Origin of the sequence: Sphingopyxis sp. FD7 (assembly GCF_003609835.1) — a bacterium.
Classification (GTDB): Bacteria; Pseudomonadota; Alphaproteobacteria; order Sphingomonadales; family Sphingomonadaceae; genus Sphingopyxis.
On sequence record NZ_AP017899.1, the window covers coordinates 138,943 to 165,138 of the forward strand.

Sequence of the window (26,196 nt, forward strand, 5' to 3'; positions counted from 1 at the left end):
GCGGCGAAGAGAACGAAGCTGCCTGTCCGCTTCAACTACGGGTCATGCTCTTCACGGAATGTGACCGGGCACTCCCAAAGGGCCCTATCGGTCCTCCCGATCCAGACGGACCGCCTTTTCGATGAAACCCTGCGGGTCTTGCACAAAATGCGCTGCGTCTGATTGTAGAACTGTCCTGATGACAGCTTCCCTGCTTGGCTGAATGATCGCGCCCTCCGGGGTTGCAAAGACGCAGTCGAAATGCCGCGCGACGTTACAGACCCCGCCGATCAATGGCAGAGAGATATCCGCCACATCGAAGCGGACCTGGATTTCTTCGATGTATTTCTCATCGAAGCTCACCTGGATGTCGTCCGCAGGTTCGTCACCCCACACCCGGAGACCGGTGTACGATCGCGGTTTCTCGGGCAGCAACATGTCGAGTTTTGCGAACAGAACATCCGCCTCTGCGAAGGGGAGGGCTAGAACAACCTCGTCGAGCTGGGCGCGGCTCATCCGTGCAGCGTTGACCCCTGCGATACGCGCCGCAGAGGCAGGGATCAGGTTGATGACGAACTGCCAGACGGCCATCACTCGAACATAGCGCCAATGCGGGGTCCGACAATGGGCTCATTCGCTAAGCGCTGAACCTGCTCTACCGGAACCCGGCGCCGCCGCCCATGCGGGCAGGGCAGCGCCCCTTACCCGCGAACGCGCCTTTCCTTGCCAGGAAGGCGTTCGCGCTCGGAGCTTTCCGACCGTAATGCGTGCTGCTGCGAGCAGGCGGGTCATTCGGTATCCTCCGTCCGGTCAAGGATCGGCTCAGGCTGTCGCTGCGCTTGCCTTCACCGCCCGCGTGGCGGTGATGCCCGCTTTGCGGCATCATCCCTGACAGTCCGTCGTCTTGCGACCAGCCCCGCCAAACGGTCTCTCAAGATGGGGGGAGTTCCCGCTGTAACCCCTTCGCAGGGCCGAAGGGGCGGCCCGGTGTGGCGCTGAAGCGCCTGACCGGCCCTGCCTTCGTCTCACCTGCTCGAGGGCGGGAACGTCTCTTCCACACACACAGGAACACCTGCCGAAACCTATCGGCGGCCGCCCCTTGGTCAAGGATCGCGGTCCCCCCAATTTTCAGCAATCGCGGCTGTCTCGCTGCGCTCGCGCCACGCTTGGCAGAAAATCGGTTCCCCCACGCCCGCCATGGCGGCGGCGAGACGAGCTCGCCGTCCCTGACACGGTTCGTCCGGCCCGATGGGTTTTTGGCTGTTCCCAATGTGGGGACGATTTCAAAAATCGGAGGCTTTTATGACTTTTTTCAATTCGTTCGCAGATCTGGCTCAGGCACGGATCAATCTCGCCGATGCTCGTGAAGGGATCACGGAATCCTATGACGGAGCGTTTCTTGAACACAGCGATCTGGCAAAGCTCAACATCATCGAGGCTCCAATCGCCGCAGAGATGCCGGATCCCGACATGGCGCGCCGCGCCGTGGAGATGGCAATCGGAACGATCTTCGATGTCCTCAAGGACACGCGCATGGAGGAATTTGCGCAGCAACTCGCCTGGGGCATGGTCAACTCCTTCCACATGACCGCACGCCTGGCTGAAGGTCGCGAGGACGATGCTGCAAAGAAGCTGGGCGAAATGGCCCGCCACTTCGACCCTTCGGAGATTTACGCTGTCGAGCTCGAGGAAACACAACAGCTCTGCCAGACACTGCAAGGATGCCGCGAAGCGCTCGAGGCGATGCGCGATCATGCAGCGGACGTCTACCGGGTCGAAACCGGTCGCCCCTTCACGGCCGCACGGGGATCGCAAGTCAGCAAGAACGGGGTTACCGCAAGCCAGGTGCAGGCACGCGATTTCCTCGCCGCACGCGCCAAGGATCGCAGGGCACAATTCCAGCCCGATGGCCCGCTGGTGATCGTGTCAGGTGGCCAGAAGGATTGGCACGATTTTGCGATGATCTGGGCTATCCTCGACGACATCAAGTCGCGGATCCCGAACATGGTCCTGGGCACGACCGGCATGCGCAAGGGCGTCGACGCCATGGCCGGTGCATGGGCGCAGCAGAACGGGGTCAACACGATCCTGTTCGTCCCCGATCAGCGCCACGGCAACCGGGCTCCGTTCCTGCGCAACGAGAGCATCGTTAAGCTGAACCCTGTTGAAGCGATCATCGGTGAAGGGTCGGGCATCCAGTCCAACCTTGCACAGCGCCTCCGTCAGGCAGGCGTGCCGCTGCACATCCGCCGGATCAGTGATCAGGCGCAGGTTCGGTCGCGCAACTTTGCGTGAGCGCTCTTCGGAAGGCTCCGGCTTATCCCGGGGCCTTCCGCTCTTCTTTTGCGCAAGGGGCGGGCTCTGGGGGCATCGAACCCCCTTCGCCCGCTGACGCGAGCATCGCGATCCCCTGAGTTTATCAGGCGCGCTTGTGCCTTGGCTCGGCGCGCCTTGCCCATGCTCGATGCTTTGCATCTTGCGGGCATCGCTGCCGCACTAACTGCCACACCCGGACAATGGGTCGACCAGCCATCCTTGGGGTGAACCAGAACCACCTGGCGGCATTCTGCCACCAGCTCAGGTAGTGAGAAAGAAGAGGGGGATGGAGGAGACGAGCAGCGACAGGAGGCAAAGATGCTCGTCACATTCCGCGTCAAGGATATCGAGACAAGGCTCAATTCGAAACCGGCTCAGATATGCCCGCCAGAGCTCGCAGCACTGATGCGCAGACTGCACACCGCCAACAGCACGATCGATGCAGACCCAGGCGAATTCCTGGCCGCGCCCCTGAACTTCGAGATCAATGCCAACGCGCTTGCGATCGCCGAGTTCGCATCCTGTTTCGACCATCGCCCGGAAATGATCGCGATCGTCGAGGAAGCACAGTTTCTTGGACGAATGCTGCGGATCGAGCACCACCAATACGACGCACCGATCACGATGCGGGTGAGTGAGCACATTGCACTGGTAGGCGACATCACAATGAGCAGCGACCTTGCTGCAAAGGTGCTCACCTCGCTTGGCTACCACCGCCAAGAATCTGGCCAACTGTCCCTGCAAAAGCTTGGGACAGCGCTCGAGGATCACCGGACTTATGCGGCTTTCGCCAAGGCAGGAATCACTCCGCTCTTCGAAAGCCTCGCGTTCATCGCCGCCACCGATTGTGGAGAGCAACATCCGCTGCTCGAATGGACCTCATGACTATCCGGACAGCAGTTCACGAGCAGCCACGAACCGACTGAACTCGTCGCCATGTTTAACGCTCGATCTGCAAATTGCCTCCTGCAGGATCGGGGTGGAAAAGGGTGCCCGGCGCGCTGCCGCGGTGCCCTTTTTTCATACCGCTGGGGTTACGCCAATGCCGAACAGCCACGAGCCAGGACATAGCTTTCGCGAAGTCGCTGGGAACGCATGCCTCCCGCCGCAGGCACGTCCACCACCATCGCCATGAGCACCCCGCCAGCATACTGGTCAACCACTAATTTCCCGACCGAGAAGCCGTGCTGCGCCGGCTTCCGCACCATCGAAAAATTAGCGGTCAAGCCTCCGCTTCGCTCCGGTGACCAGCACACTGACGGGGCGCTGTTTCATGGCATGGCGGACGAGCCGCCAAGCGCCAGGAGGCAAGGTCATGTGCTACACAACGGAAAGCTACGAAGACGACGTTTCAGTGCTTCGTCAGATCAACCCCAACATCATCGCCCTTGATGAAAAAACGCTCGAAGCTGAGCGGCGCTCGTACCACACATTCTTCGACGTCCATGTCGTCGAGACCCGGGACGGGTACATCCTCATAGAGGAAGGAGACTATGGCGAGCTGCCGATGCACCTGATCGACCAGATCGTCTACACCGCGACCGGCAAGATGGCCGATGAATTCTGAGGACACAGGGCGGTGTCATCGCCGCCCAACTCGACAAAAACCAGACCTCACCCGCCAAGCTTCTCCAGGGCAGAAATCGCCACCTTTGGCTTCACTTTGACGGCCAGTTCCAGAAGGGCAATCGCCGTATCCTGACCGACCTTCTTGATCAGCCGATTCAGCTCTCGTTCTGCTTCCTCACGCTCAAGCTCTGCAAGCTTCTGCCTGCGCTCTTCCAGGTCCTTTTCCGCTGCTGCCAGGGCAGACCGTTCGCGTTCAAGTTTCGACACCATTGCGCATTTCTCCTAGCCTTGAAAGACCATGTGAAGATGCACCAATCGCAGGGTCTGTTCGAGGCATTTTTTTGCTTGCTGCTCTCGCGCCACTTCGTCTCGATATAGGCGATACTTGGACGACGACCTTGATCGAACGTGGTGCCAATGACCTGAACCAGCGGTTCACAAAGGCAGGCCAAACGTCTTTGGTCAGTTCGCAAGTCAGGCTCGCGACCACACTCCCCCGGAAAACCAACAGGGCCAGTGATCCCCCTACGGCACTGGACCTAGCACAGGGCACAAGTTCCTGATTTTTGCACACCGTACACCGCTGCGCGGTAGGCTGATGCAGCGAAGTTCTGCATATTTCACAATTGGTTAGCTGAAATCTTGCTCAGAATTCGGGCGGTGCTGTCGGCTGCAGGATGCTCACGGCGTCCATAAAACATCGAAAAACCAATATCATAGCGCTGCACCGGGCTGCATCGTCGAGACTCTTGGCAAGCGCGATGCAGCGCTATATACTCGAACCTGCGATAGACGAACCACGCCTGAAAAGGTGTGGTAGTGGAAAAGAAACAGTTCCAGAGCGTCGGTGTAACGCTCAGCCCAAGGATGATCGGCATCGTCGATCAACTTGCGACAAGCCGCGGTGTCTCGCGGTCAGAAGCCATCCGCATTGCCCTTGAAGTGGGCATTCCCCTCCTGAAGGCGGGACTATCGCTCAATGCCGAGCGGGCTGTCACAATCCTCGAGCATACCCAGCTCGCGCTCTCGCTCATCGTTCAGGAGCAATATCCGGCTGATGCCGAACACCTGATCGCTCAGGCGCTCTCCAACGTGCGAGAGCATCATGGCTGAAGACATCCGGTTCAGCAAAAAAGCTGCCACTCTCACCCACGCTTCCGCGCGCGGAAAAGTGAAGCGGAACGCAGGCAATTTCACGCGCGGATCGCAGCTGTTCCACCATGAAATCCTGATGACTTGGGCGGGCATCAGGATGCCCCTCTATGTCTGGGTCGGAACCGCCGTTCTACTGCTGTGCGTCCTCGTCAGTTTGACCTTCAGGAACCACGAGGTTCAGCTCGTGCTGATGAAGCTCTACGCCGCGGCCTGGGGATGGGTGCAGCTCAATCCGAACAAGCCTGTAAACCTGACGCTTCCGTCGGGTCAAATGGTGCAAGGCACCATGTCCATGGTGCCCTATCATCCTGCCGTGGAAAGGGCTTGGGCCAAGGCCGTGCAGGTCAGCATTTCTGCGGGTCTTGGTGCTGCCTTTATCTGCGTACCTTTGACCGTCTGGTTCGTCGACTTTTCGAAACGGCGCGGCACAGACATTCTGACCGAGCGGCATGAGCGCGGTGCTGTCCTTGTAACACACGGTGAACTGGCGAAAGCCATCACCAGTCACAACTGGAATGCGCATGTCAGCGAGTGCCGCAAGCGCAGGCCAGCAGTAGACCCCGACAAGATCCTGGCAGAGCCATTGAAGGACCGTGTCCGAGCGGGTCTGCATGCGCCTTATCGCCTGGCAGGGATGCCGGTTCCATGGCGCCTTGAGCAAAGCCATGCGATGTTCATCGGGACGACCGGGGCCGGCAAGACGACCGAGCTGAAGAAGATCGTCACGCAGGCGCGCGAGCGCGGGCATCGCTGCGTCATTTTCGATCTGACCGGCACTTTCGTCGAAAGTTTCTATGATGCCGAAACGGACATCATCCTCAATCCGATGGACCGGCGCTGCGTGCCATGGTCGATCTTCAACGACTGCGACAACTACGCCGAATTCATGAGCGCTGCGACGGCGCTGGTTCCCAGCGGCCACAGCGCGGAAGATGACTTTTGGCAGAAATCGGCGCGCACCCTGTTCGTCGAGATGTGCGTCAAGATGATCAAGATGGGCGTGCGCTCAAATGGCGCGCTTTCCTACTTCCTGATGCAGTCGGATCTGAAGACGATCCATGCTCAACTTGAAGGCACGATCGCAGGGCCGATGATGTCGCCCGCCGCTGCCAAAATGGCAGAGTCGATCCGTACGACCTTCATCGCCAATGCGAATGTTTTCCGCTTCCTGCCCGAACCTCCTCCGGACGAAACCGGCTTCTCGATCAAGAATTGGATGACCACCGAGGTCAAGGAAGGATCGATCCTTTTCATTACCTCTACGCACCCGGACCTGGTCCTCAATCGCCCGCTCTTGACCCTCTGGATGGATCTCGCCGTCAATGCGCTGTTCCACATGGGACGGAGCCGCGATCTGCGCACCTGGTTTCTCATCGATGAGGTCCATGCGCTGCATCGTCTCCCGGCGATCGACCATGGCCTTCAGACCGCGCGCGCGTTTGGCGGCGCCTTCGTGCTTGGCATGCATTCCTTCGACAAGCTTGAAGAAACCTATGGCGAGAACGGGGCTACTAATCTGGCCTCGCTGGCGGGCACCAAGCTGATTCTCAAGACGGCCGATCCCGAGACGTCGCGGCGATGCTCCGAGTTCATCGGTAACCGCCAGGTCCGGATCATGGATGAAGCCTATTCCTACGGCTATAACGACAACCGCGACGCCTCGACGATCACGCCCCGTACCAACGTCGAAGAACTCGTCATGCCGGTCGACATCAGCGACCTGCCCAGCATGCACGGGTTCGTGAAATTCCCGGACGGATTCCCCGCTGCCCGGATCAGGCTGACGTGGAAAGATTACGAACCCCGCGCAAAGGGCTTTGAGCGCGTCACCGACATGCGCGCGGCCGAATACACACCACCGTCCGGGGATGGCGCGGAATTGGGGGGTGGGGATAGGGAAGGCGCACAGCCTGACATCGCGCCTAAGGAGCGGAAGGATCGCGAAGAGGTAGCGCTGAGTGAGGCTGAGCGGGCGGCGCAGCAACTGAGGGAGGCGATCGAAGGGCCATTGAACCCTGAGCGCGAGCTGACCGAGGAGGAGGTAACACGCAAAATTGAGGATGAAGAGGAGCGGGCAGACTTCGAGCGAAAGCCAGCGCGAGGGGAGCTCTATGGCTATACCCGCCCTGGTAAGAAGGACCAGCGCGAGCGGCAGAACCTTGCCATGCGCGACAGCGAAGAGCGCAGCGCGCAGACGAAGATCGAAGGGCCAAAGGGGCGAGCGCAGAACAGTAGGGCAGACGCGCAGGAGAGCGAGCTTTCCAAAGAGAACATGCGCGGCATCGGCAACGAAAGGCAGAGCCGTCAGGACCCTTCCATCGACGATGATCAGGAGCTTGGGCGATGAGCGCGGCAGGACTGACCCGCCCTGTGTGCCCCCAATCTTGCGCGCAATGTGCCGGGCCGATGCTCCGGCGCGAACAGGCAAGGGTAGCCTGAGATGCTGTCGGTCGCATCAGTTGCGTCAGCCGGCGGCGCGGCAAACTACTTCGCCAAGGACGACTACTATGTCGGCGATGGCCCTGCGGAGCTCAGCGAATGGGGCGGGAAGGGCGCCGAGCTCGGGCTTGCTGGTCCCGTTGCCAAGGACGACTTCGAAAAAGTCCTCGATGGCAAACTGCCCGATGACACCGTCGTAAATGGCAACGCAAACCGCCGCTCGGGAATAGACCTCACATTCTCCATGCCGAAGTCAGCCAGCCTGCTGGCGCAGTTGGGCGGCGACAAGCGGATCCTTGATGCACAGCTGGCCGCGGTCAAGGCGACCATGGCCTATCTCGAGAAACACTATGCGCAGGCCCGCGACCGTTCGCGCAATGCCAACGGCGAGGGCGTGGTCACAGGCAAGCTCCTCTATGCCTTGTTCCAGCACGACACGAGCCGGGCGCTCGACCCGCAGAACCATACCCATGCTGTCATCGCCGCGATGACGCAGGACAAGGATGGCAACTGGAAGGCGCTGTGGAACGGTGAGATCTGGAAGAACAACACAGTCCTTGGCTCCATCTACAACGCCGCGCTGCGGACGAACCTCGAGAAGCTTGGCTACGAAACCCAGATCACGGGCAAGCACGGCCAGTTCGAGATCAAGGGCGTGGCGCGCGATGTGATCGAAGCCTTCAGCCAGCGTCGCCTGACCATTCTGGCAACGGCCGAGAAACTCGGGAAGAGCGCAAACGACACAGAAGCCTTGCGTGAAATCACCAAGCGCACCCGCGATCCCAAGCTCAATCCGGACGACAAACAGGCGCTTCGGCAGGAATGGGCCAAGCGCGCTGCCGGGCTGGGGTTCGATGCCAAGGCGCTGGTCGAACAGGCGCGGGAGCGCTGCTCCGAGGCGCGCGAGAGCCCTTTGGGATCGCCTCAGCGGGTGCAGGAGACTTTGAGCGGGCTCCGCGACAGCGTGAAGCTCTACACTCGGCCAGCGGACACACTGATAACAAATGGCCTGCAACGGATCACCCTGACGCCCACGCAGCTGCGCACTGAGATGGCAACCGCTTCTGCGATCAGGATCATCGGCGAACGTGAAACCTCCTGGACCCGAGGCGACCTGATCAAGACCGCGCTCGACCTCGGCGTAAAGGGCGTGACTGCTGACGGGGTGGAAGCACGGATCGGCGTCTTGGTGGCCGACGGGAGGGTGCTGGAGGGCAAGAGCGACAGGCTCGATGGCAGGCCCGAGAAATACACCACACCTGAACATGTCGAGATCGAGCGGGCAACGCTGGCCAATGTCGCCGCGGGAAAAGGTGCAGGCCAGGCCATTGTCGAAGCGGCCGAGGCCCCCGGGCGCTTGCGGCAAGTCGCGGGCACGCATGACCTCAACGCCGAGCAGATAGCCGCCGGAACATTGGCGCTCGCCAGCAAGGACCGCACGGTCGTGATCCAGGGTATCGCAGGTGCCGGAAAGACGACGATCATATCGGCAATTGCGAGCGTGGCGCACCAGGAGGGAAGGGAGGTGCTCGGCCTCGCCTTTGCCAACAAGATGGTCAGCGATCTTCGGACCGGGACGGAGATCCGCGGGCGAGACGGAGAGGTCGTCAGGCAGGAAATCGCAGCAAGAACCGTCTCATCCTTTGTGAATGAGCATCTGCGGCCCGCGCTTGCGGGCTCGGGTCCGAAGTTCGAGGCATCGCGCGAAGCCTTGCGCGGCAAAGTGCTGGTGTTGGACGAGGCGTCGCTGGTTGCGAACAAGCCGATGAATGACCTGCTTACGATTGCCAACCGGCTTGGTGTTGAAAAGCTGGTCATGATTGGAGACCGCGCCCAGTTACAGCCGATCGAGGCGGGCAAGAGCTTTTCGCTGATCCAGTCCGACAACCCCGCAATGGCTCGCATAGACACAAGTCTGCGGCAGCGCACCGAGCACATGAAAGAAGCGGCGGGCCTGGTGCGCGCTGGCATGTTCAGGGAAAGCTTTGCCTCGCTTGGCGCGCGCGTCGTGGAAGCAGGCGCAGACCACCTCAAGGTCACCGCGCAGAAGTGGCTCGAGCTTTCGCCCGACGATCGCGAGCGAACCGCGATTTACTCGTCAGGACGAGCGGCGCGCGGCGAACTCAACCGGATGGTCCAGCAGGGCCTGAAGGCAGAAGGGGCGATCCAGGGGGAAGGGCTGAGGCTGAACACGCTCCTCCCGGCCCATGCGACGCGCGAGGAGCTGCGCTACGCCTCGACCTACAGCAATGGCCAGCTGCTCGAAGTGACGCGCCAGAACGCACCCGGAGGGCTTGTTCGGGGCCGATACGATGTCGAAGGCATCGACGCGAAGGGCCGGGTCATGCTGCGCGATGAAAGCGGCAAGCTGATCAAATTCGATCCGGCGGCGATCGATCCTTCGGACAAGCGTGATGCCTTGAGGCTCTCCGAAAAGCACAAGGAGACAATCTATGAAGGCGACAAGATCCGCTGGACCGAAAAGGATGATGCCAGGGGGCTGATGAAGTCAGAGGAGGCGAGGATCCTCGGGATCAGGGATGGGATCGTCACGCTCGAGAACAAGGCAGGCGAGACCGTAGAACTCAAGCAGAATGACCGCATGCTCGAGCGCATGGGGCTGGCCTATGCGATCAACATGCATCAGGCGCAGGGCGACACCCGCGACATGGCGATCGGTGAGATGCACTCATCAGCCCGGCACTTGTCGAACCAGCGTCTGGCGCTCGTCATGATGACCCGGGTGCGTGATGACATCACAATCGTCACCAACGACCGCGATCGGCTCCTGGCGCAGATCGACCGCAACCCGGGCGACAAGACCAGCGCGCTCGAAACCCTTGGCGAAAAGCAGGTCGAGGCCAAGCGCAGCGGCCGCGAGGCTGGCGAATTCCGGCCCACAATTCCCGATCATTTGAGGGCACCCGAGGACAGGCAAGCAAATGCCTCGCGGATCGATCCGGCGAGCCTTCGGGCAACGCCGCAATTGGACGTTCCCGAACGCAACATCGAACGCAGCCGATAGGAGGAAGATCGTGACACAGATGGGCCATGCCACAGCGGGCAAACCGCCGTCGGACACTTTCGAGATTCACCTTACGCAGCAGCTGACCCTGACCAATCTGGTGAACGAGGCAGGACTCTCGGAGATTGCGCGTGCCGCTGGCGGGGACAGCTTTGTGATCTGCGATCTCAATACGCACGGGGTTCAGGGATGCGCTGATCTGCGAGCCGCCTTCGATAACCAGAAAATGGCCGCCGAGTTGGTGGCGATAGGTCTGATGATCCTTGTCGCAGTTCTGGTGTGCACGATCGCAGCCGCCTTTGTGAGGCTGGTGGCGCAGCGGGCGGCTCTTCTCAGGGAACAGCGCGCCGATGCCTTTCTCCCGTTGCACAAGGGTCGCGCAAAGCCCCTGAAACGGGCCGTCAAAATCATCATCAGGAAGGAGAACAGACATGGCATTTGACTACGAAGACGCAGGGACCTTCGGGAGTGAGCGCGAGGCGAAGGACTGGGCGCAGCGCAACAAGGTAGATCTGCGCGATCTCCACATCCGCAACGTCGGGGGGCAGCGCGTCGAAGTGGGTATCCGCAAGAGCGCCTACGACACCCGCGAAAACTACGACAACCAGCACGGCCAAAGGCGCGACGGTTTCTGGCGGTGAACCCATCCCCCAGCACTGAACGATCCAATGGAAATCTGCCTCGAAAGGAAAGGACATGCTCAAGACCTGGAACGACCAAAGCCCGGATTTCCGCAGCGACGATGATCCTGGCGATCAACATTGCGAGCAGGGCGCGTCTGCGAGAACAGCACGGGACTATCAGATCAATCTCGTCGACAATCTGGAAGAGGTAGCCGTTGACTGATCGAAATCACAACCAATGGCTTACCACGAATAGAAAACCGATCATCGCCACACGGGCTTTGACTGCCAGTCTTCGGGAAAGCCCATCGCCGCCAGATCACCCGTCGGATGCGAGAGAATGTGTGCTTTAGTTTCCCAAGCCCAACGGGAATCCGGCGCCACATTCCGCATCACCTGATTGATCGTGCTGATGGTGTTGTAAAGCTTCGCCGGTGGGCGTTCACCGACCGAGTGGTCCAGCGAAAGCTGCAGATCTCTTGGTTTGCTGGGTAGTCGCGGACAGAACAAGAAGCTCCGGTTTCAGAGCCGACCGTGGTGAGCGCAGATGTTCCGAACGTCGACAAGGTGTCGGACGAAAGGCACCAGCACCGTTTCGGTGAGCCCGAGAGGCACAGCAATCCGATTGCGTAGCGAACAGTCCGCAAGGCTCGAGTACCAGCGTGAGAGCTGACCAAACGGCATCATTTCAGCCACCATCCAAACCGGCGGCAGCTGGGGCCTCTGTTAGGGTGAATGAAAATGGCTGGCTTTCAGCGATGCCTTGCCCATATACAAAAGACGCTGCCCGAGTGACTAGCACGGGCAGCGTCTCAGACACCGTCAGCTGAAGTCCGTTTCGCATCGTGCGTCAGCTACCGGCTGAGGGAAGCCGCAAGGCTTCCCTCTCACCCCCGCGGCGGGAAGGGATCGTTACCGTAGCTGTTACGCTCACGGATCAGATTGTTCCTGCCATGGATGAGGACTTCGCTGCTCTGGTTGCGAGCTATCTCAGTCGCACGCGCGATCGCTTCGCGCTGCGTGCCGAAATGCGCCGTATCACGGCTGTTTCCCGCCCCCAGGACTGCCCAGTCGTTACCGCGACGGACCACATGCTGGTTTTTGCCTGCCATTCTAATCACCCCCTTTCGGTTTGGCAGGAGTGATATGGAATTGGCCAATCGAACATTCAAGGAAGAAATTGACATTTTTGTTCGATTGAGTATATTGCAGGTAAGAAACCCCCCGGAGAGACTGCCTTCCCCCGGCAGTGAGGAGATCGACATGTCCAACCCAGAACTAGCCCGCAGGCTGCGGGAAGCGCGAGAGCTTGCGAGCGTTAGCCAGCAAGCTGCGGCGGATCATGTCGGCATTCCTCGTACCGCCATCACTCAGATCGAAGCGGGCAACAGGCTTGTCTCTACCCTGGAGCTGAGCAAGCTGGCCGAGCTTTATCGCCGTTCCATCTCGTGGTTCTTAGCCGACGTGCAGCAGCATGACGATGACGTGCTTGTCGCACTGCATCGACTTGCGCCGGGTCTCCAAGAAGATGATGCCATCCGCTTCCAGGTGGATCGCTGCGTCTCGCTTTGCCGGGAGGGCGTGAATTTGGAGAAGATTCTCGGACGCGAAGAACGCCCAGTGCCGCCGGTTTATCAGGAACCCGCACCAAATTCGGTTTGGGAGGCGGTGCGGCAAGGGCATAAGGTCGCCGATCAAGAGCGCCGCCGTCTAGGGCTGGGCAGCTCCCCGTTGCCAGATTTGGCTGAGCTTATGGTGGATCAAGGCATTTGGGCCTCAGGTGCCAATCTGCCGGGCACGATGTCTGGCCTGTTCCTGCATCATCCGAGCATCGGCATGGCTATTCTCGTCAATGCGCAGCATCCGCGTGCGCGGCGCCGGTTCTCCTACGCGCATGAATATGCGCATGCGCTGTTTGACCGCGATCGTGTGGCCAATGTCACTACGACCGACAATCGCGTAGAACGGGTGGAGCAGCGCGCGAACGCCTTCGCTTCTGCTTTCCTCCTCCCAGCAGAAGGCATCGACGATGAATTGCGCCAGCTCGGTAAGGGGCAGCCTTCCCGTGGTGACGTGCTTGTCTTTGATGCAGCGACGGGCGGTAGCATCGAGGGGCAGGCGCGGCCCGCACCCAACTCCCAGACTATTGGCTTTCAAGACGTGGCCTATATCGCCCATCGCTTCGGCGTGAGCTACGAAGCTGCTACCTACCGCCTGAAAAGCCTTCGTCGCATCAGCCAAGCGGAAAGCTTGGAGCTACTTACGTCGGCCATGCAAGATGCAGGGCGCGACTATCTCAGGGCGCTTGAGCTACTTGATGATTTGGAGGGCACGGACACGCCGCAGCGGGGCACCCGCGAGCTCCGTAGTCGTATCGCGCATCTTGCCATCGAAGCCTACCGCCGTGGGGAAATCTCCCGTGGGCGGTTGCTCGACCTGAGCAAGGCCCTCGAAATCGAAGGCCGCCAACTCTTCGACCTGGCTGAGGTGGCCCGCTCTGCGTGATGGTCATTCCTGACGCCATCCTCGTGACGGACACCTCCGTTTTGGTCAATTTCCTCCGCATTGATCGGATGGAACTGCTAGGCGCATTGCCTTGCCGCTTCATTGTGACCGACCATGCCGCAGGCGAGCTGACAGACTTCTATCCGGAGCAGGTGGAGCGTTATCAAGCAGCCGTAGCCGCTGGCCACGTTGAGGACTGCACCGTCACAGACGAAGCTGCGCTCAGCATTTTCGGACGGCTGACGGGCACGACACGTCTGGGTGTTGGTGAAAGCGCCACGATTGCGCATGCCATGGTGACAGGAGCGGGGGTGGCGATCGATGACAGACGTGCCATCAGCGAGGCACAGCGGATCGCCGAAGGATTGGTGATCGTACGCACCGCCGACCTCATGGTACGCATGATAGAGCTGGCCATGCTGACCCTCGCGGAGGCCGACGCGATCAAAGACGATTGGGCTGCCAATCATCGCTTTCGCATTCCAGTCGCCAGTTTCGCCGAGATGATGTAGCCTCTCGTTCTTGGCACTCATAAATCGTGCATTTGTAATGAATTAATGCCCGCCATACCAGCTGGCGGATCAGAAGGGGCAACAATGCCGTCGTTGAATTGGATTGGGAAAGAGGCAGTAGAGCACCATCACAAGGAAGTGCCGTACAGGCTTGTTCACTGCGACGGCGCATTGTCGGCGGGCGATCCCGACGCTGGAAATCTGCTGGTCCATGGTGATAACCTAGAAGCCTTAAAGGCCCTGACACCCTATTACGCCGGCCAGGTGAAATGCATCTACATTGATCCCCCTTACAACACGGGCAACGAGGGCTGGGTCTATAACGACAATGTGGCCTCGCCCGAGATCAAGGCATGGCTTGGCGCTGTTGTAGGGAAGGAGGCTGACGACCTTTCCCGCCACGATAAGTGGCTGTGCATGATGTATCCGCGCCTGCAACTGCTGAAGCAATTCCTCAAGCAAGACGGCGCAATCGCGGTCTCAATCGACGAGAACGAAATTAGTTCGCTGCTGATGCTAATGGACGAGATTTTCGGCAGGCAGAATCGCGTGGGCACCATGGTATGGCAAAAGGGTAAAAAGGGCGACGCGAAGCTGCTGCCCACCGTCCACGAATACATCGTGATCTATGCGCGCAATAAAGCGCTACTCACCGCACGCGAGGTCAAATGGCGGCGGCGCAAAGCTGGCGCCGACGACGTTCTAGGTCACTACCAGTCAATTCGCGAGGCTTTATACCCCGACCATGATGCCATTCGCGCCGAGATGATGAAGTGGTATCGATCACTCGCCAAGGACGATCCTCGCAAGGCTCATAAACACTACAATTGGTCGGATGAGCGGGGGCTTTACTTTGCGGCGGACTTTGCGGGACCAGACGACGGGCGGGAAAGCCGACCGCGTTATGACATTCCCCATCCTGTGACGGAAAAGCCTTGCAAAATCCCATCGACGGGATGGCGGTGGGAAGAAGACACAACCAAAGCAGCCCTCGCTGAAACGCCGCCCCGTATTCATTTTGGCAAGACGCATGCGACCATTCCCTGCCGCAAGAGCTACCTTTTCGAGATAGATAAGGAGCCGCTGCAAAGCGTCTTCTATAAGGATGGGCGCGCTGCAACCCTCCAGGTTGAAGGCCTGCTAGGTGCAGGAGCCTTCCAGTTTCCAAAAGACGTGGACGTGTTGGTCGACCTGTTCAGCGTGTTGACCGACGATGGAGACTTGATCTTGGATAGCTTCGCGGGCTCTGGCTCAACGGGCCATGCTGTTTTCAAGATGAACGCGATGGGACAGGCAAACCGCCGCTTCATTTTGATCGAGATGGATGAGACAACCGCTCCCCAGAAAACCGCGAAGCGCCTCTCGCTGGCAATCTCAGGTTATAGCGAGCAGGTGAAGCCGTTCCGTCAGATCGAGCCGCTTGGTGGCGGCTTCCGTTATTGTAGCCTCGGTGTGCCGCTCTTCAACGAATTCGGTGACATCGACGACGAGGTTTCGTTTCCCGACCTTGCTGCGCATGTGTTCTTCGCTGAAACTGGCGCACCGATCCCGGCCAAAGCCCAAGTGGGTGACTCCTACCTCGGCAAACATGGTGATCGCGTCGTGTATTTGCTCTTCGCCCAGGGGGAAGAGGGCATGCCGCGCGAAGCGCTTGGAAATGTCCTGACGCCCACCGCATTGGCGGCGCTGCCACCACCTCCCGAAGGATTCGACGGCACCCGTGTCGTCTATGCCGAGGGCACGACAGTTTCCGCAGATCGGCTCAAGGCCGAGCGCGTCGTGTTCAAACAGATCCCGTATCAGATTGCGGGGGTGTAAGATGGCCGCCGTCAATTTCGAGCTAAAGGAATATCAGGACCAGGCCCTCAAGGCATTTGGCGGATTCCTTCGCGACACCACGGCAATGGGTGCGAACCTTGCCTTCTATAAAGCCACGAATTTTCCCTATCGCAACGCACCTGCCGTTGCCGAAGGGACGCCGTACCTCTGCCTGCGGATTCCTACCGGTGGCGGAAAAACGCTCGTCGCTGCCCACGCGGTTGGCGTTGCCTCCAGAGAATATCTCCAGACCACCAACCCGATGGTGTTGTGGCTGGTGCCTTCGACCCCGATCCTTGAGCAGACCATTGCCGCTCTGAAAGATGAGGCCCATCCCTATCGGGCGGCCCTTACGGCGGTGTTCAATCGAAATTTCACCGTGATGACCAAGGCCGAGGCGCTGGCTATGCCGCGCGCCGATGCCACGGGCGGCGCCGTAGTGATTGTCTCGACGATCCAATCATTCCGCCGCGAAGACGATAGCGGCAAGGAAAACCCCGACGGGCTGAAGGTATATGAGGACGCAGGCGTCCTGATGGACCACTTTGAAAACCTCAGCGATCAGCAGATGGCAGGGCTCGACCGTATCGAGGGCGGCAGCCGACCCGTCTATTCGCTGTCCAACCTCCTCAAGCTGCACCGTCCCATGGTGATCGTGGACGAGGCGCACAATGCCCGCACCGAACTGTCCTTCAGGACGCTGGCGCGCTTCAATCCGTCGCTCATTCTAGAGCTAACTGCCACGCCGCAGGTCGAGCACGATCCTGCCCGTGACAAGCACGCCTCCAATATCCTGTATTCCGTTTCTGCCGCTGAGCTGAAGGCGGAGCAGATGATCAAAATGCCCATCCGCCTCACCACAGACGCGGATTGGGTCAAGACAGTCGGTGCCGCGCTCGACTGCCAGAAAGCGCTGGAGGAAGCGGCCAAGGCCGAAGCTCTTGAAACAGAAGATTATATCCGCCCGATCATCCTCTTTCAGGCGCAGAGCGCATCCGCCAGCGACCCGCACAGGCTGACCTGGGAAAAGATCGAACAGCATTTGCTGGAGGATCACCGCATCCCCAAGGAGCACATCGCTGTGCACACGGGGCCGCGCAAAGACCTTGATGCCATCAGCAATATCCGCAGCGCTGATTGCCAGGTGCGATACATCATTACCGTATCGAAGCTGAAGGAAGGCTGGGACTGTCCCTTCGCCTATATCCTTTGTTCAGTTGCCGAGCAGGTGTCGCCAGTTGCGGTTGAGCAGATTCTGGGGCGCGTACTGCGGATGCCAGGGGCGCGGCGCAAGCTTCGCGATGCCCTCAACCAGTCCTATGCGTTCATCGTTTCGCGCAGTTTCGACAGCACCGCGCAACAGCTTCGCGACGGATTGGTCGAGGGTGCGGGCTTCAATGCGATCGAGGCCGCGCAGATCGTCACCGCGCAGCAACCGCTAGCGCTTTCTGAAATCAACGCCAGCACGCCCTACACTTCAGACCCTTTGCCCGAGCAGACGACCGCGCCAGAGGTCATTGTGGCGGCAATCGACCGCCTGCCGCCGTCGGTCAAATCACGGGTCTCGTTCGACGCGCAAAGCCGTACTCTGGCCTATACAGGCCCGATGACGCGCGACAGCCGCAACCTGCTGCACCTCGCTTTCGCAGCGGTGCCGAACGTGTCAAAAACGATCGACCGCCTGTACGCTAAGACCAACAACTATCAGACTTCAGCTGCCGAAGAGGAGGACAAATCGCCATTCGTGGTCCCTATGCTTGGGTTCCGCAAGCAGGGTGAGCTTCAACTCTTCTCGCAGGAGCATTTCCTTGACCTGCCGTGGCGGCTCGACCAGTGCGACCCATCGCCGATCGCAACGCGGTTCCGCATCGCTGACAATAGCCAAACAGGCGAAATCGACGTGAGCGACAGGGGCAAGGTCGAGATCGCCTTTGCCCGCAGGGTACAAGGCGATCTTGCTGGCATCATTCAAGAGCCAACGTGGAATCTGGCGCGCCTGGCGAACTGGATCGATATGGGCATCGTGCATCCCGACATCACGAAGCCGAGTGCTGTGGTGTTCATCACCCGCGCCATCGAGGCGCTGGTTGCCGCTGGCACTGACATTCAGGTTCTTGCCCGCAACAAGTATGACCTACGCAAAGCTCTTGCAGGGCTGATTACCGAGTTGCGCGGCCAGCGCGAGCAGGGGCAGTATAACGCGCTCTTCGCGTCAAATGCTCAGGACTTCAGCGCGAGCGCTGACCTCTCCATCATCTTCGATGAGCAGACATACGCGCCGAACCAGCCCTACGCAGGCGGTACGAAGTTTAACAAGCACTACACCAGCCTTGTCGGCGACCTTGGTACCACTGGCGAGGAGTTCGATTGCGCGGTCTATCTCGATCGCCACGAGAAGGTCCGCTACTGGATCAGAAACGTCGATCGCAAACGTTCGTCCTTTTGGCTCCAGCTTCCACACGACAAGTTCTATCCCGACTTCGTAGCCATGCTGACCGACGGGCGCATCCTCGCGGTGGAGTATAAGGGCGGCCATCTTTACGATGGCGAAGAGATCAAACGCCATATCGGCAATGTTTGGGCAGAGGCCTCCAATGGGCATTGCCTTTTCTGCATGCCAACCAACCGAGACTATGCGCTGATCGATCGTGTGATCGCTGGCGTTTGACCCGGCAGGGGGCTGCTGCGTTGAACGGTTCAGCGGCCCGACAGGCTACTGCCCAGTTTCAGCAGTTTCGCGTTATGCGTATCGATCGAGAGGCTCCGAACAGTAAGCTCGTCTGGCCGCCACGAGGGGAATCCAGCTCATCGGACAAGCAACTGCTGAACTGCGGCAAAGCAGACGAAATGAGCTTAGCGTACGCTTATAACCAGATTCTGCGATGCCCCCTTGGCAATGCAAACAACCGTCCCGCTCCAATCCTCACTGGAGGAAACCTCGGGATCAGGTCATCGCAACCAGAATCTTGAAAATCCTGAGGCAGGATCAGGAGTTAAGCACGCATTCGACGCACGCGGCGTTGCTTCCGACTCCCCTTCCATCTACTCTTGCGAACGTTGAACACAGTCGAAAGTATTGCATGCAGCGGCAGACCTATATCGCACACGGTCGTCTCGCATCCCGTGAGATCCGTCTCGACGCCGCACGGCACCAGCACCACGGCACACAGGTCATGCCTTTCGAGCAACTGGCGGCGCGTCTTGCAGGCGGTTTCACGCAGCCAATCGACGCCGAGACGCTGCGCAATGCGATTCAACGCGTGCTACCGGACACTAATCTCGGCGAGCTCGACGCGATTAAGCTCCTGCCCGGCATGGTTGGCGCGACTGCTGACACGCTGCGCAAGGTCTGGCGCACGGGGATCGATCTATCGTCACGCGCCAGCGATCATCCCCGCCTTGCGGCAATGGCGACGCTGGAGGAGGCCGTGCTGGCGGTCTTGCCGTCCGCGATGCTCCGCCCGGTCGATTTAGCCTCGCGAGCATTGGCGCGCATTCACCACGCACCCGCTTTGTTCGGCGAGGTCCAAATCCAAGGTATCAGTGAGCTGTCACCATGCTGGCGCGTGCTGCTGTTCGCGCTGGCTGTGAAGACGCGAGTGCGCTGGAACGCTGGCCCGCGCTCAGTCCCGGCCTGGCTCGAGGGATCGGCCGTGGAGGTTGTTCAATCTGAGCCGACGACGCCGCGGGTCGAGGTGGTGAGCGCCGCCAATGGCTATCATGAGGCTATTGAGGCGCTGCGCTGGGCGCGTGAGCTGATTGTTAGCGGAGCGGCCAAGCCGTTCGAGATCGCTATCGCAGCCGCCGCACCCGCCGCCTATGACGACGAGTTCATGGCGCTGCGTGCCGATGCCAATATCGACCTGCACTTCGTTCATAGCATCCGCGTCGTGACCACTCGCGACGGCCAGACCGCCGCCGCGCTTGCCGACATTCTCGTGCGCGGCGTCAACCAGGCGCATCTGCGGCGTCTCGCAACGTTGCTGGCAGGCGCAGGCCCATTCAAGGCTCTTCCGGATGGCTGGCAACGCGTTCTGCCGCCCGAGGCACCCTTGTCCTCCCCCGACGCTTGGGAGCGACTCCTGAGCAGCCTGGCCGCCGAGCGCTGGCCGGACGGCATCGATCATGCCGGCGATTTGCGCGCGATTGTCGAGATGCTCTCGGGCGGTGTTGCGCAGGCAGAAGAGATCGGACGCGCGTTCCTGTCGGGCGGGGCGCTGCGTATCTGGCGCAAGGCGCTGCTTGCGGGAAGCCCGGCAGTGATCGACGTCACGATCGACGCTTTGCGCCAGGAGGATGCTTGCGAGGCATGCGTGTCGGTGGCGTGGATGCCCGCCTCGGCGCTGGCGGCGTCGCCGCGCAAGTTCGTGCGCCTTCTAGGCCTGACCTCGGCCGGCTGGCCGAGGCGGATCTCAGAAGATCGGCTCCTGTCCGATCATATTATCCCGACAGCCGAGCTTGATCCCCTGCCGGTGACCGCCGCCGACCGCCGTGATTTCGAGACGATCCTGTGTACGACCGGCGCGCAGGTCGTGCTGTCGCGGCCGCGTCGGGACAGGGAGGGTCGCCTACTCGGCAAGAGCCCCCTGCTGCGCGGCCAGCCCGAGGCCCGCTATTTGCGCCGCAATCGGCGGCCCGTGCACGCGATGAGCGAAACCGATCGACTGGTGGCGCGTCCGGCCGACTTCGCCGCCACGCAGCAGGCTGCTTCGGCCACATCATGCTGGCAGGATTGGCAACGCTCGGTCGTCACCGCTCATGATGGCCTGGTGCGTCCCAACCATCCTGCGTTGCTGGCGGCGCTCGAACGTGTTCAGTCGGCAAGCTCGCTTGCCAAGCTGCTGCGCAACCCGCTTGGCTTCACCTGGACCTATGCGCTTGGGGTCCGGGCCCCGGAAAGCGCGGTGGAGGCGCTGGTGCTCGATGCCCGGCAAAGCGGCATCCTTCTCCATGACTTGCTCGATCATGCCGTTCGCCTGCTCGAAGGTCAGGGGGGGCTCGCAGCTGCACGCCCTGACCAAATCACCACCGCGATCAAAACCGCCGCCTTGGCGGTGACAAGCCGCTGGCAAAACGAGCAGGCGGTGCCGCCGCAAGTCGTGTGGCGGCGCACGGTCGAGGAAGCCAAGCAGACCGCACTCAACGCCCTACTGCATCTCGAACCTCCGCTCGTGGGTCAGAAAACTTATACCGAAGTACCGTTCGGCGGACAGGCGGTCAAATCCGACGCCGGAATCCCCTGGGATCCGACGACGACCGTCGCAATCGCCGACACAGGCTTCCGTATCTCTGGCTTCATCGATCGTCTCGATCTGTCGGGCGACGCCACCAAGGCACGCGTAATTGACTATAAGGGCGGCAGGATGCCGTCCAAGCCGGTGATCTTGCAAGGCGGCAAGGAGTTGCAGCGCTGCCTATACGCCTATGCGGTCAAGGCGCTGCTGGGAGACGGCGTGGAGATCGATGCCGCCCTTCTCTATCCGCGCGACACCGAGGCGCGTCACCTCGATGCCCCTGCCGAGGTGCTGGAGGACCTTGCCGGACATCTTCGCGCGGCTCGCGCCAGCCTGCTCGCCGGCCATGCGCTCATCGGCGAGGACAATGGCGGCGACTATGATGATCTAAGCTTCGCGCTCCCGGCCAATGCTCTGAACGGCTATTGCCCGCGCAAAGTCGAACCGGCCCGCGGTACGCTTGGCGACGCGGCACTCGTTTGGGAGGCGGTCTGATGACTGACGCAAAGCCCGTCTTGCGGGACGAAACCGCCCGCCTCGCCGCGATGACGGCGCATGATCGTTCGATTTTGGTCGAAGCCGGCGCCGGCTCGGGCAAAACGGCAGTCATGGCCGGACGCTTGGCGCTGCTGCTCGCTGGTGGCGCAGCACCCAAGGCGATTGCTGCGGTGACCTTCACCGAATTGGCGGCGAGCGAACTGCTCGCCCGCGTGCGCGAATTCGTTGACGAACTGATGGCCGGCCGCATCCCGCGTGAGCTGCGGATCGCCCTTCAGGACGGCCTCTCGGCAGAACAGCGGTCGCATCTTGACGCGGCGGCGGCCGAGATCGACGAAATCACCTGCTCGACTATCCACGGCTTCTGCCAGCGCTTGATCAAGCCTTATCCGGTCGAGGCAAACATCGATCCGGGTGCGTCGCTCATGGACCCGGCGCAAGCAGACATGATCTTCGGCGACATCGTCGACCGGTGGTTGCGCGAGGCTCTCGATGCCGACGACCAGAACTTAGTCGCGGAGCTGGTTTTCCAGAACCCGAGCAAAGCGACCGAACTGATTGCGACGGCAGCTGCGGCGCTGCGCGACAATCGTGTGCTGGTGCCGCCGCCAGTGCCAGCAATCCCTCCGCTAGTGACCGCGTTCGATCATGCAGCAAAGGCCTACCGTGCCTTCGTCGTAGGCACGCCGGCACTGGAAGAGGAGAGCATCGCAAGCGCGCAGGCCTTTGTCGATATGGCAGCGGCGGTGGCGCTGGTCCCGACCGACCAGTCTCCGGCTGCCCTCATCCGGCTTCTGCTATCCACTCCGCACCCGTCGCTGTGCACCGCAAAGGGTACGTTCAGCGTCTACAAGAAGAAAGGGAAGTGGGAGACCGCGGCGAAGGTCGCAGGCCTCTCAAAAGCCGAGGGCGGCGTGCTAAACGCGCGCGCCGAGGAATTGCATCTCGCCTGTACTTATAGCTGGGCGGCGATGCTGCAGGGTGCGGCGTCCCGCGTGCTCGCCGACCTACTCTCCGCGATCCAGCCAATCCTAGAGGACTTCCGCGCCTACAAGCGCGCGGCCGCGCTGCTCGATTTCGACGACCTAATCTTTGCCGCCCGCGATCTCTTGCGCGATCATGATTCCGTACGCACGGCCCTCTCGAGTCGCTACGCTCATGTGCTTGTTGATGAATTCCAGGACACCGACCCGCTCCAGACCGAGATCTTTTGGCGGCTGTGCGGCGATCCGGCACCCGACGCCGATCCGCTCGACTGGGCGGCATACCACATTCGGCCAGGTGCACTGTTCCTCGTCGGCGATCCTAAGCAGGCGATCTACCGTTTCCGCGGCGCCGACGTCGCCGCCTATGTGCGAGCGCGTGAGGCGATCCGAGCGCTCAATCCTCTCGATCTGCTGTCGATCTCGACCAATTTCCGGTCGTGCGCGGCCATTCTCGACTATGTGAACGATCGCTTCGCCCCGCACCTTACCGAGGAGAAGGGCCAGCCAGGCTTCACCCCACTCGACAGCTTCCATCCCGATCATGGCGAGGGCCTTTGCGTGGCGGCGCTCCCGGTCGCGTGCGCCGACGAGGACGGCAAAGCCAAGTCGGCCGTGCAGCGCGACTGCGAGGCGGAGGCGGTCGCGGAGATGTGCAGCCGGCTGATCGGCAGCCAGATCATCGTCGATCGCAAAACTGACACCAAGCGACCGTGTCGGCCAGGCGATATCGCACTGCTCGCACCGGGCGGCACGGAGTTGTGGCGCTACGAGGAAGCGCTGGAGAAGCGCGGCGTGCCGGTCGCGACTCAGGCGGGCAAAGGATTCTACCGTCGGCAAGAAGTGCAGGACCTCATAGCGATCACGCGCGTGCTTGCCGACAGCCGCGACAGCCTCGCGCTCGTGGCGCTGCTGCGCGGCCCGCTTGTCGGCTTGACCGAGGAGCAGTTGCTCGATCTGGTCTGGAGCCAGCCCCGCGATCCCGAGCGTCCCGATGCACTGCCCCGGCTCACCATCCATCTCGATGCCGAATTGATCTCCGAGCCGCATGCCCGTGACATCGTCGAGAAGCTGCAGGCGCTTCGGCGCAGGATCAACAGCACTACGCCTCACCAATTGCTCGCCGAAGCGGTCGATCTGCTGCGCGTGCGCCCCGTCTTACTGCAGCGCCATGGTGGGCAGGCCGAACGCCCGCTCGCCAATGTCGATCTCTTTCTGAGCCTCGCTCAGCCCTATGGCGTCCGCGGACTGCGAACCTTTGCCGATGCGATGACGGCGGCTTGGGAAGGCAAGACGCGCTCGGCGGAAGGCCGACCGGACGCGCAGGAGGAAGCGGTTTCGCTGGTCACGATGCACGCCTCCAAGGGGCTGGAGTGGCCGATCGTCGTGCCTATCAACACGATGACGTTGGGCAACGATGTGCGCGATCCCGTCATCGATGGCGATACGAAGACGATTTTCCTGCCCCTCTTCGGGGTAGCGCCCGCTGGCTATGAGGAGGCCAAGGCGGCGGAAGTCGCCGAGCGCGAACGCGAACGGCTACGTCTATGGTATGTGGCAGCAACCCGGGCGCGCGAACTTCTCGTTCTGCCTAAACTCGACGTGACGCCAGCGAAGAGCAGCTGGAATGGCTTGATGGATTTCGATCTCGACGGCTTGCCAGTGATTGCGATCGATCATCATCCCGAGGGGTTCGATACGATCGACAGTGAACCCGACAACGATCAGACGGGCGAGATCTTTGCGGGCGAAGCGGCGCGCGTGGTCGCGGCGACGCCGAAGCTGCGCTGGGTCGCGCCGAGCAGCGACGAAGATCCGCATGGACCGCTTGAGCTGGCCGCCGAACCGCAGATCGTGGTCGCTGCCCAAGACGCGCCCGAGCCCGAAATGTTAATCACGGTACAGGGCGGTCGCGAGCGCGGGCTTGTCATCCACAAGCTGTTGGAGGAAGTGCTGACTGGCGAGACCGCAGACGATCTGACCGCGCTCAGGGCACGCGCGGGGGATCTGGTCCGGGCGCTTGAACGCGAGCCCGGCACCGACGCGGGCGCTGGCCTCTCACCGGACGAGATGGCAGGCACGGTCTTGCGTACGCTGGCAATGCGGGAGATCGCTGCGTTGCGGCCGCGTCTGATCCCCGAGCTTCCGGTCTATGGCATCAGCGAGGACGATGACATCGAACTAGCGACGTTCGGTGTTGTCTGACCGGCCCCCACCGAGTGGTCCACTGGGATTGTTAGTGCATTGACGCGTCCATCGCCAGTGTTGGCCGCAGGTGGAGCGAAGCGGAACCGGCGGGCGACACTGGCGATGGAACGGCCTCCGGCGCCGGTGGTCGATATCCCAGCGAGCTGTGCGGCCGGACGGTGTTGTAATGCCGCCGCCAAGCCTCGATCAGGATCCGGGCCTCCGCGAGCGAGTAGAAGATCTCGCCGTTGAGCAGCTCATCGCGCAGGGATCCGTTGAAGCTTTCACAATAGCCATTCTCCCATGGCGATCCGGGCGTGATATACAGCGTCTTCACGCCGATCTGGGCGAGCCATTGCTGCACCGCCGTCGCGATAAACTCCGGGCCGTTGTCCGACCGGATATGCGCCGGCGGCCCACGCGTGACGAACAGCTCGGCCAGTGCCGCGAGCACGTCGTCGCTCTTGAGCTTACGCGCCACCGGCAACGCCAGGCACTCCCGGCTCGCCTCGTCGATGATCGACAGGATCCGGTATTTGCGACCATCGTGCGTCCGGCCCTCGACGAAGTCGTAGGACCAGACATGGCCGGGATATTCTGGCCGCAGCCGGATGCACGATCCGTCGTTCAGCCACAGACGCCCGCGCTTCGGCTGCCTTTGTGGCACCTTCAGCCCTTCGCGGCGCCAGATACGCTCAACCCGCTTGCGGTTCACATGCCACCCCGCATCGCGTAGCAACGCCGTCACCCGGCGATAGCCATAACGACCATATTGCCGGGCCAGTGCGATGATATCCTCAGTGAGGGCCGCTTCGTCATCCGCCCCGCGTGGCGCCTTGCGCTGCGTCGATCGGTGCTGCCCGAGCACGCGGCACAGCCGCCGCTCGGACACCGGCATCATCATTCTGATGTGGTCGATACAGCGCCTGCGGCGTGCGGGGCTCAGAAGTTTCCCCGGGCAGCCTCCTGCAGGATCAGCTTGTCCAGCGTCAGGTCCGAGATCGCACGACGAAGCCGCGCATTCTCCTTCTCCAGATCCTTCATCCGACGCGCCTGATCGGTCTTCAGGCCGCCATATTCCTTGCGCCACCGATAATAGGTCTGCTCGCTGATCGCGATCCGACGACACGCCTCGGCGGTCGTAGCGCCCTGCGCAAGCACAACCTCCGCCTCACGTAGCTTGCCGATAATCTCTTCCGGGCGATGCTTCTTGCTCGGCATTCTATATCTCCTTCGTCGTCCAAAATATCATCAATTTTGGACCACTCAGAAGGGGGCAGATCAAACGTCAACCTGAGATCGGCGTTCCTGATGGGGTGACTACACGAAAGTGACGTATCTGCACGCTAAGGG

At 61.1% G+C, this 26,196-nt stretch carries 20 protein-coding genes; 15 read left to right on the forward strand and 5 right to left on the reverse strand.

From position 1 onward, the window contains the following. Nucleotides 1-84 precede the first annotated feature (84 nt). Nucleotides 85-570 (reverse strand): hypothetical protein, encoded by a 486-nt coding sequence (locus SPYCA_RS18530; RefSeq protein ID WP_120222526.1) that lies wholly within the window; start codon nt 568-570, stop codon nt 85-87. Between the two features lie 711 nt (nt 571-1,281). On the opposite strand from SPYCA_RS18530, the gene SPYCA_RS18535 reads away from it, so the two are divergent. The 3 genes from SPYCA_RS18535 (at nt 1,282) to SPYCA_RS18545 (ending at nt 3,862) form a co-directional block, all read left to right on the forward strand. Next, the gene (locus tag SPYCA_RS18535) at nt 1,282-2,274 is read left to right on the forward strand and encodes a DUF2493 domain-containing protein (protein WP_058803389.1); all 993 of its coding nucleotides are present in this window, start codon (nt 1,282-1,284) and stop codon (nt 2,272-2,274) included. A gap of 339 nt (nt 2,275-2,613) precedes the next feature. Then, on the forward strand, nt 2,614-3,180 hold the full coding sequence (locus SPYCA_RS18540; RefSeq protein ID WP_058818295.1) for a hypothetical protein: 567 nt from the start codon (nt 2,614-2,616) through the stop codon (nt 3,178-3,180). Nucleotides 3,181-3,610: 430 nt separating this feature from the next. After that, complete coding sequence (locus SPYCA_RS18545) at nt 3,611-3,862, forward strand: hypothetical protein (RefSeq protein WP_231732291.1); 252 nt, start codon at nt 3,611-3,613, stop codon at nt 3,860-3,862. Between the two features lie 47 nt (nt 3,863-3,909). Here SPYCA_RS18545 and SPYCA_RS18550 read toward each other — a convergent pair whose 3' ends face one another. Further along, nucleotides 3,910-4,134 carry a hypothetical protein gene (locus SPYCA_RS18550; RefSeq protein ID WP_066214234.1) on the reverse strand — a complete coding sequence of 75 codons (225 nt, stop codon included), beginning with the start codon at nt 4,132-4,134 and terminating at the stop codon, nt 3,910-3,912. A gap of 549 nt (nt 4,135-4,683) precedes the next feature. Between SPYCA_RS18550 and SPYCA_RS18555 the strand changes: the two genes are divergently transcribed. From SPYCA_RS18555 to SPYCA_RS19360, 6 genes are all read left to right on the forward strand, one after another. Beyond that, nucleotides 4,684-4,977, forward strand: a complete 294-nt coding sequence (locus tag SPYCA_RS18555) for a ribbon-helix-helix domain-containing protein (protein ID WP_082751039.1) — start codon at nt 4,684-4,686, stop codon at nt 4,975-4,977. Then, the gene (locus SPYCA_RS18560; RefSeq protein ID WP_120222527.1) at nt 4,970-7,366 is read left to right on the forward strand and encodes a type IV secretion system DNA-binding domain-containing protein; all 2,397 of its coding nucleotides are present in this window, start codon (nt 4,970-4,972) and stop codon (nt 7,364-7,366) included. Before SPYCA_RS18555 ends, SPYCA_RS18560 begins: the two co-directional genes overlap by 8 nt. A 93-nt stretch (nt 7,367-7,459) precedes the next feature. Further along, nucleotides 7,460-10,483 carry a MobF family relaxase gene (mobF, locus tag SPYCA_RS18565; protein ID WP_120222528.1) on the forward strand — a complete coding sequence of 1,008 codons (3,024 nt, stop codon included), beginning with the start codon at nt 7,460-7,462 and terminating at the stop codon, nt 10,481-10,483. Between the two features lie 10 nt (nt 10,484-10,493). Beyond that, the gene (locus SPYCA_RS18570; protein ID WP_146625189.1) at nt 10,494-10,925 is read left to right on the forward strand and encodes a hypothetical protein; all 432 of its coding nucleotides are present in this window, start codon (nt 10,494-10,496) and stop codon (nt 10,923-10,925) included. Further along, nucleotides 10,915-11,124, forward strand: coding sequence for a hypothetical protein (locus SPYCA_RS18575; protein ID WP_066274977.1), 210 nt, complete (start codon nt 10,915-10,917; stop codon nt 11,122-11,124). Before SPYCA_RS18570 ends, SPYCA_RS18575 begins: the two co-directional genes overlap by 11 nt. A gap of 55 nt (nt 11,125-11,179) precedes the next feature. Continuing rightward, nucleotides 11,180-11,329, forward strand: a complete 150-nt coding sequence (locus SPYCA_RS19360; RefSeq protein ID WP_156440737.1) for a hypothetical protein — start codon at nt 11,180-11,182, stop codon at nt 11,327-11,329. Between the two features lie 299 nt (nt 11,330-11,628). On the opposite strand, the gene SPYCA_RS19650 is transcribed toward SPYCA_RS19360, so the two are convergent. Both SPYCA_RS19650 and SPYCA_RS18585 read right to left on the reverse strand, forming a co-directional pair. Then, nucleotides 11,629-11,820: an Abi family protein gene (locus SPYCA_RS19650; protein ID WP_269462460.1), complete on the reverse strand. Its 192-nt coding sequence runs from the start codon at nt 11,818-11,820 to the stop codon at nt 11,629-11,631. A 173-nt stretch (nt 11,821-11,993) separates the two neighbouring features. Further along, the gene (locus tag SPYCA_RS18585) at nt 11,994-12,218 is read right to left on the reverse strand and encodes a DUF2188 domain-containing protein (RefSeq protein WP_066209159.1); all 225 of its coding nucleotides are present in this window, start codon (nt 12,216-12,218) and stop codon (nt 11,994-11,996) included. 34 nt (nt 12,219-12,252) lie between these two features. Here SPYCA_RS18585 and SPYCA_RS18590 point away from each other — a divergent pair, with 34 nt between their 5' ends. From SPYCA_RS18590 to SPYCA_RS18615, 6 genes are all read left to right on the forward strand, one after another. Further along, the gene (locus SPYCA_RS18590; RefSeq protein ID WP_120222530.1) at nt 12,253-13,611 is read left to right on the forward strand and encodes a helix-turn-helix domain-containing protein; all 1,359 of its coding nucleotides are present in this window, start codon (nt 12,253-12,255) and stop codon (nt 13,609-13,611) included. After that, on the forward strand, nt 13,608-14,123 hold the full coding sequence (locus SPYCA_RS18595) for a hypothetical protein (protein ID WP_146215429.1): 516 nt from the start codon (nt 13,608-13,610) through the stop codon (nt 14,121-14,123). Before SPYCA_RS18590 ends, SPYCA_RS18595 begins: the two co-directional genes overlap by 4 nt. Before the next feature lie 84 nt (nt 14,124-14,207). After that, nucleotides 14,208-15,941 (forward strand): site-specific DNA-methyltransferase, encoded by a 1,734-nt coding sequence (locus SPYCA_RS18600; protein WP_066110801.1) that lies wholly within the window; start codon nt 14,208-14,210, stop codon nt 15,939-15,941. 1 nt (nt 15,942) lies between these two features. Continuing rightward, a complete protein-coding gene (locus SPYCA_RS18605) occupies nt 15,943-18,609 on the forward strand; it encodes a DEAD/DEAH box helicase (RefSeq protein ID WP_120222531.1) in 2,667 nt (888 codons plus the stop codon). Between the two features lie 412 nt (nt 18,610-19,021). Continuing rightward, complete coding sequence (locus tag SPYCA_RS18610; RefSeq protein WP_120222532.1) at nt 19,022-21,670, forward strand: PD-(D/E)XK nuclease family protein; 2,649 nt, start codon at nt 19,022-19,024, stop codon at nt 21,668-21,670. After that, nucleotides 21,670-24,861 (forward strand): UvrD-helicase domain-containing protein, encoded by a 3,192-nt coding sequence (locus SPYCA_RS18615; RefSeq protein ID WP_120222533.1) that lies wholly within the window; start codon nt 21,670-21,672, stop codon nt 24,859-24,861. Before SPYCA_RS18610 ends, SPYCA_RS18615 begins: the two co-directional genes overlap by 1 nt. A gap of 31 nt (nt 24,862-24,892) precedes the next feature. Here the strand turns inward: SPYCA_RS18615 and SPYCA_RS18620 are convergent. After that, a protein-coding gene (locus SPYCA_RS18620; RefSeq protein WP_095387322.1) for an IS3 family transposase occupies nt 24,893-26,064 on the reverse strand; the annotation gives its coding sequence in 2 pieces (ribosomal slippage) (nt 24,893-25,800 and nt 25,800-26,064; 1,173 coding nt in all). Nucleotides 26,065-26,196 lie beyond the last annotated feature (132 nt).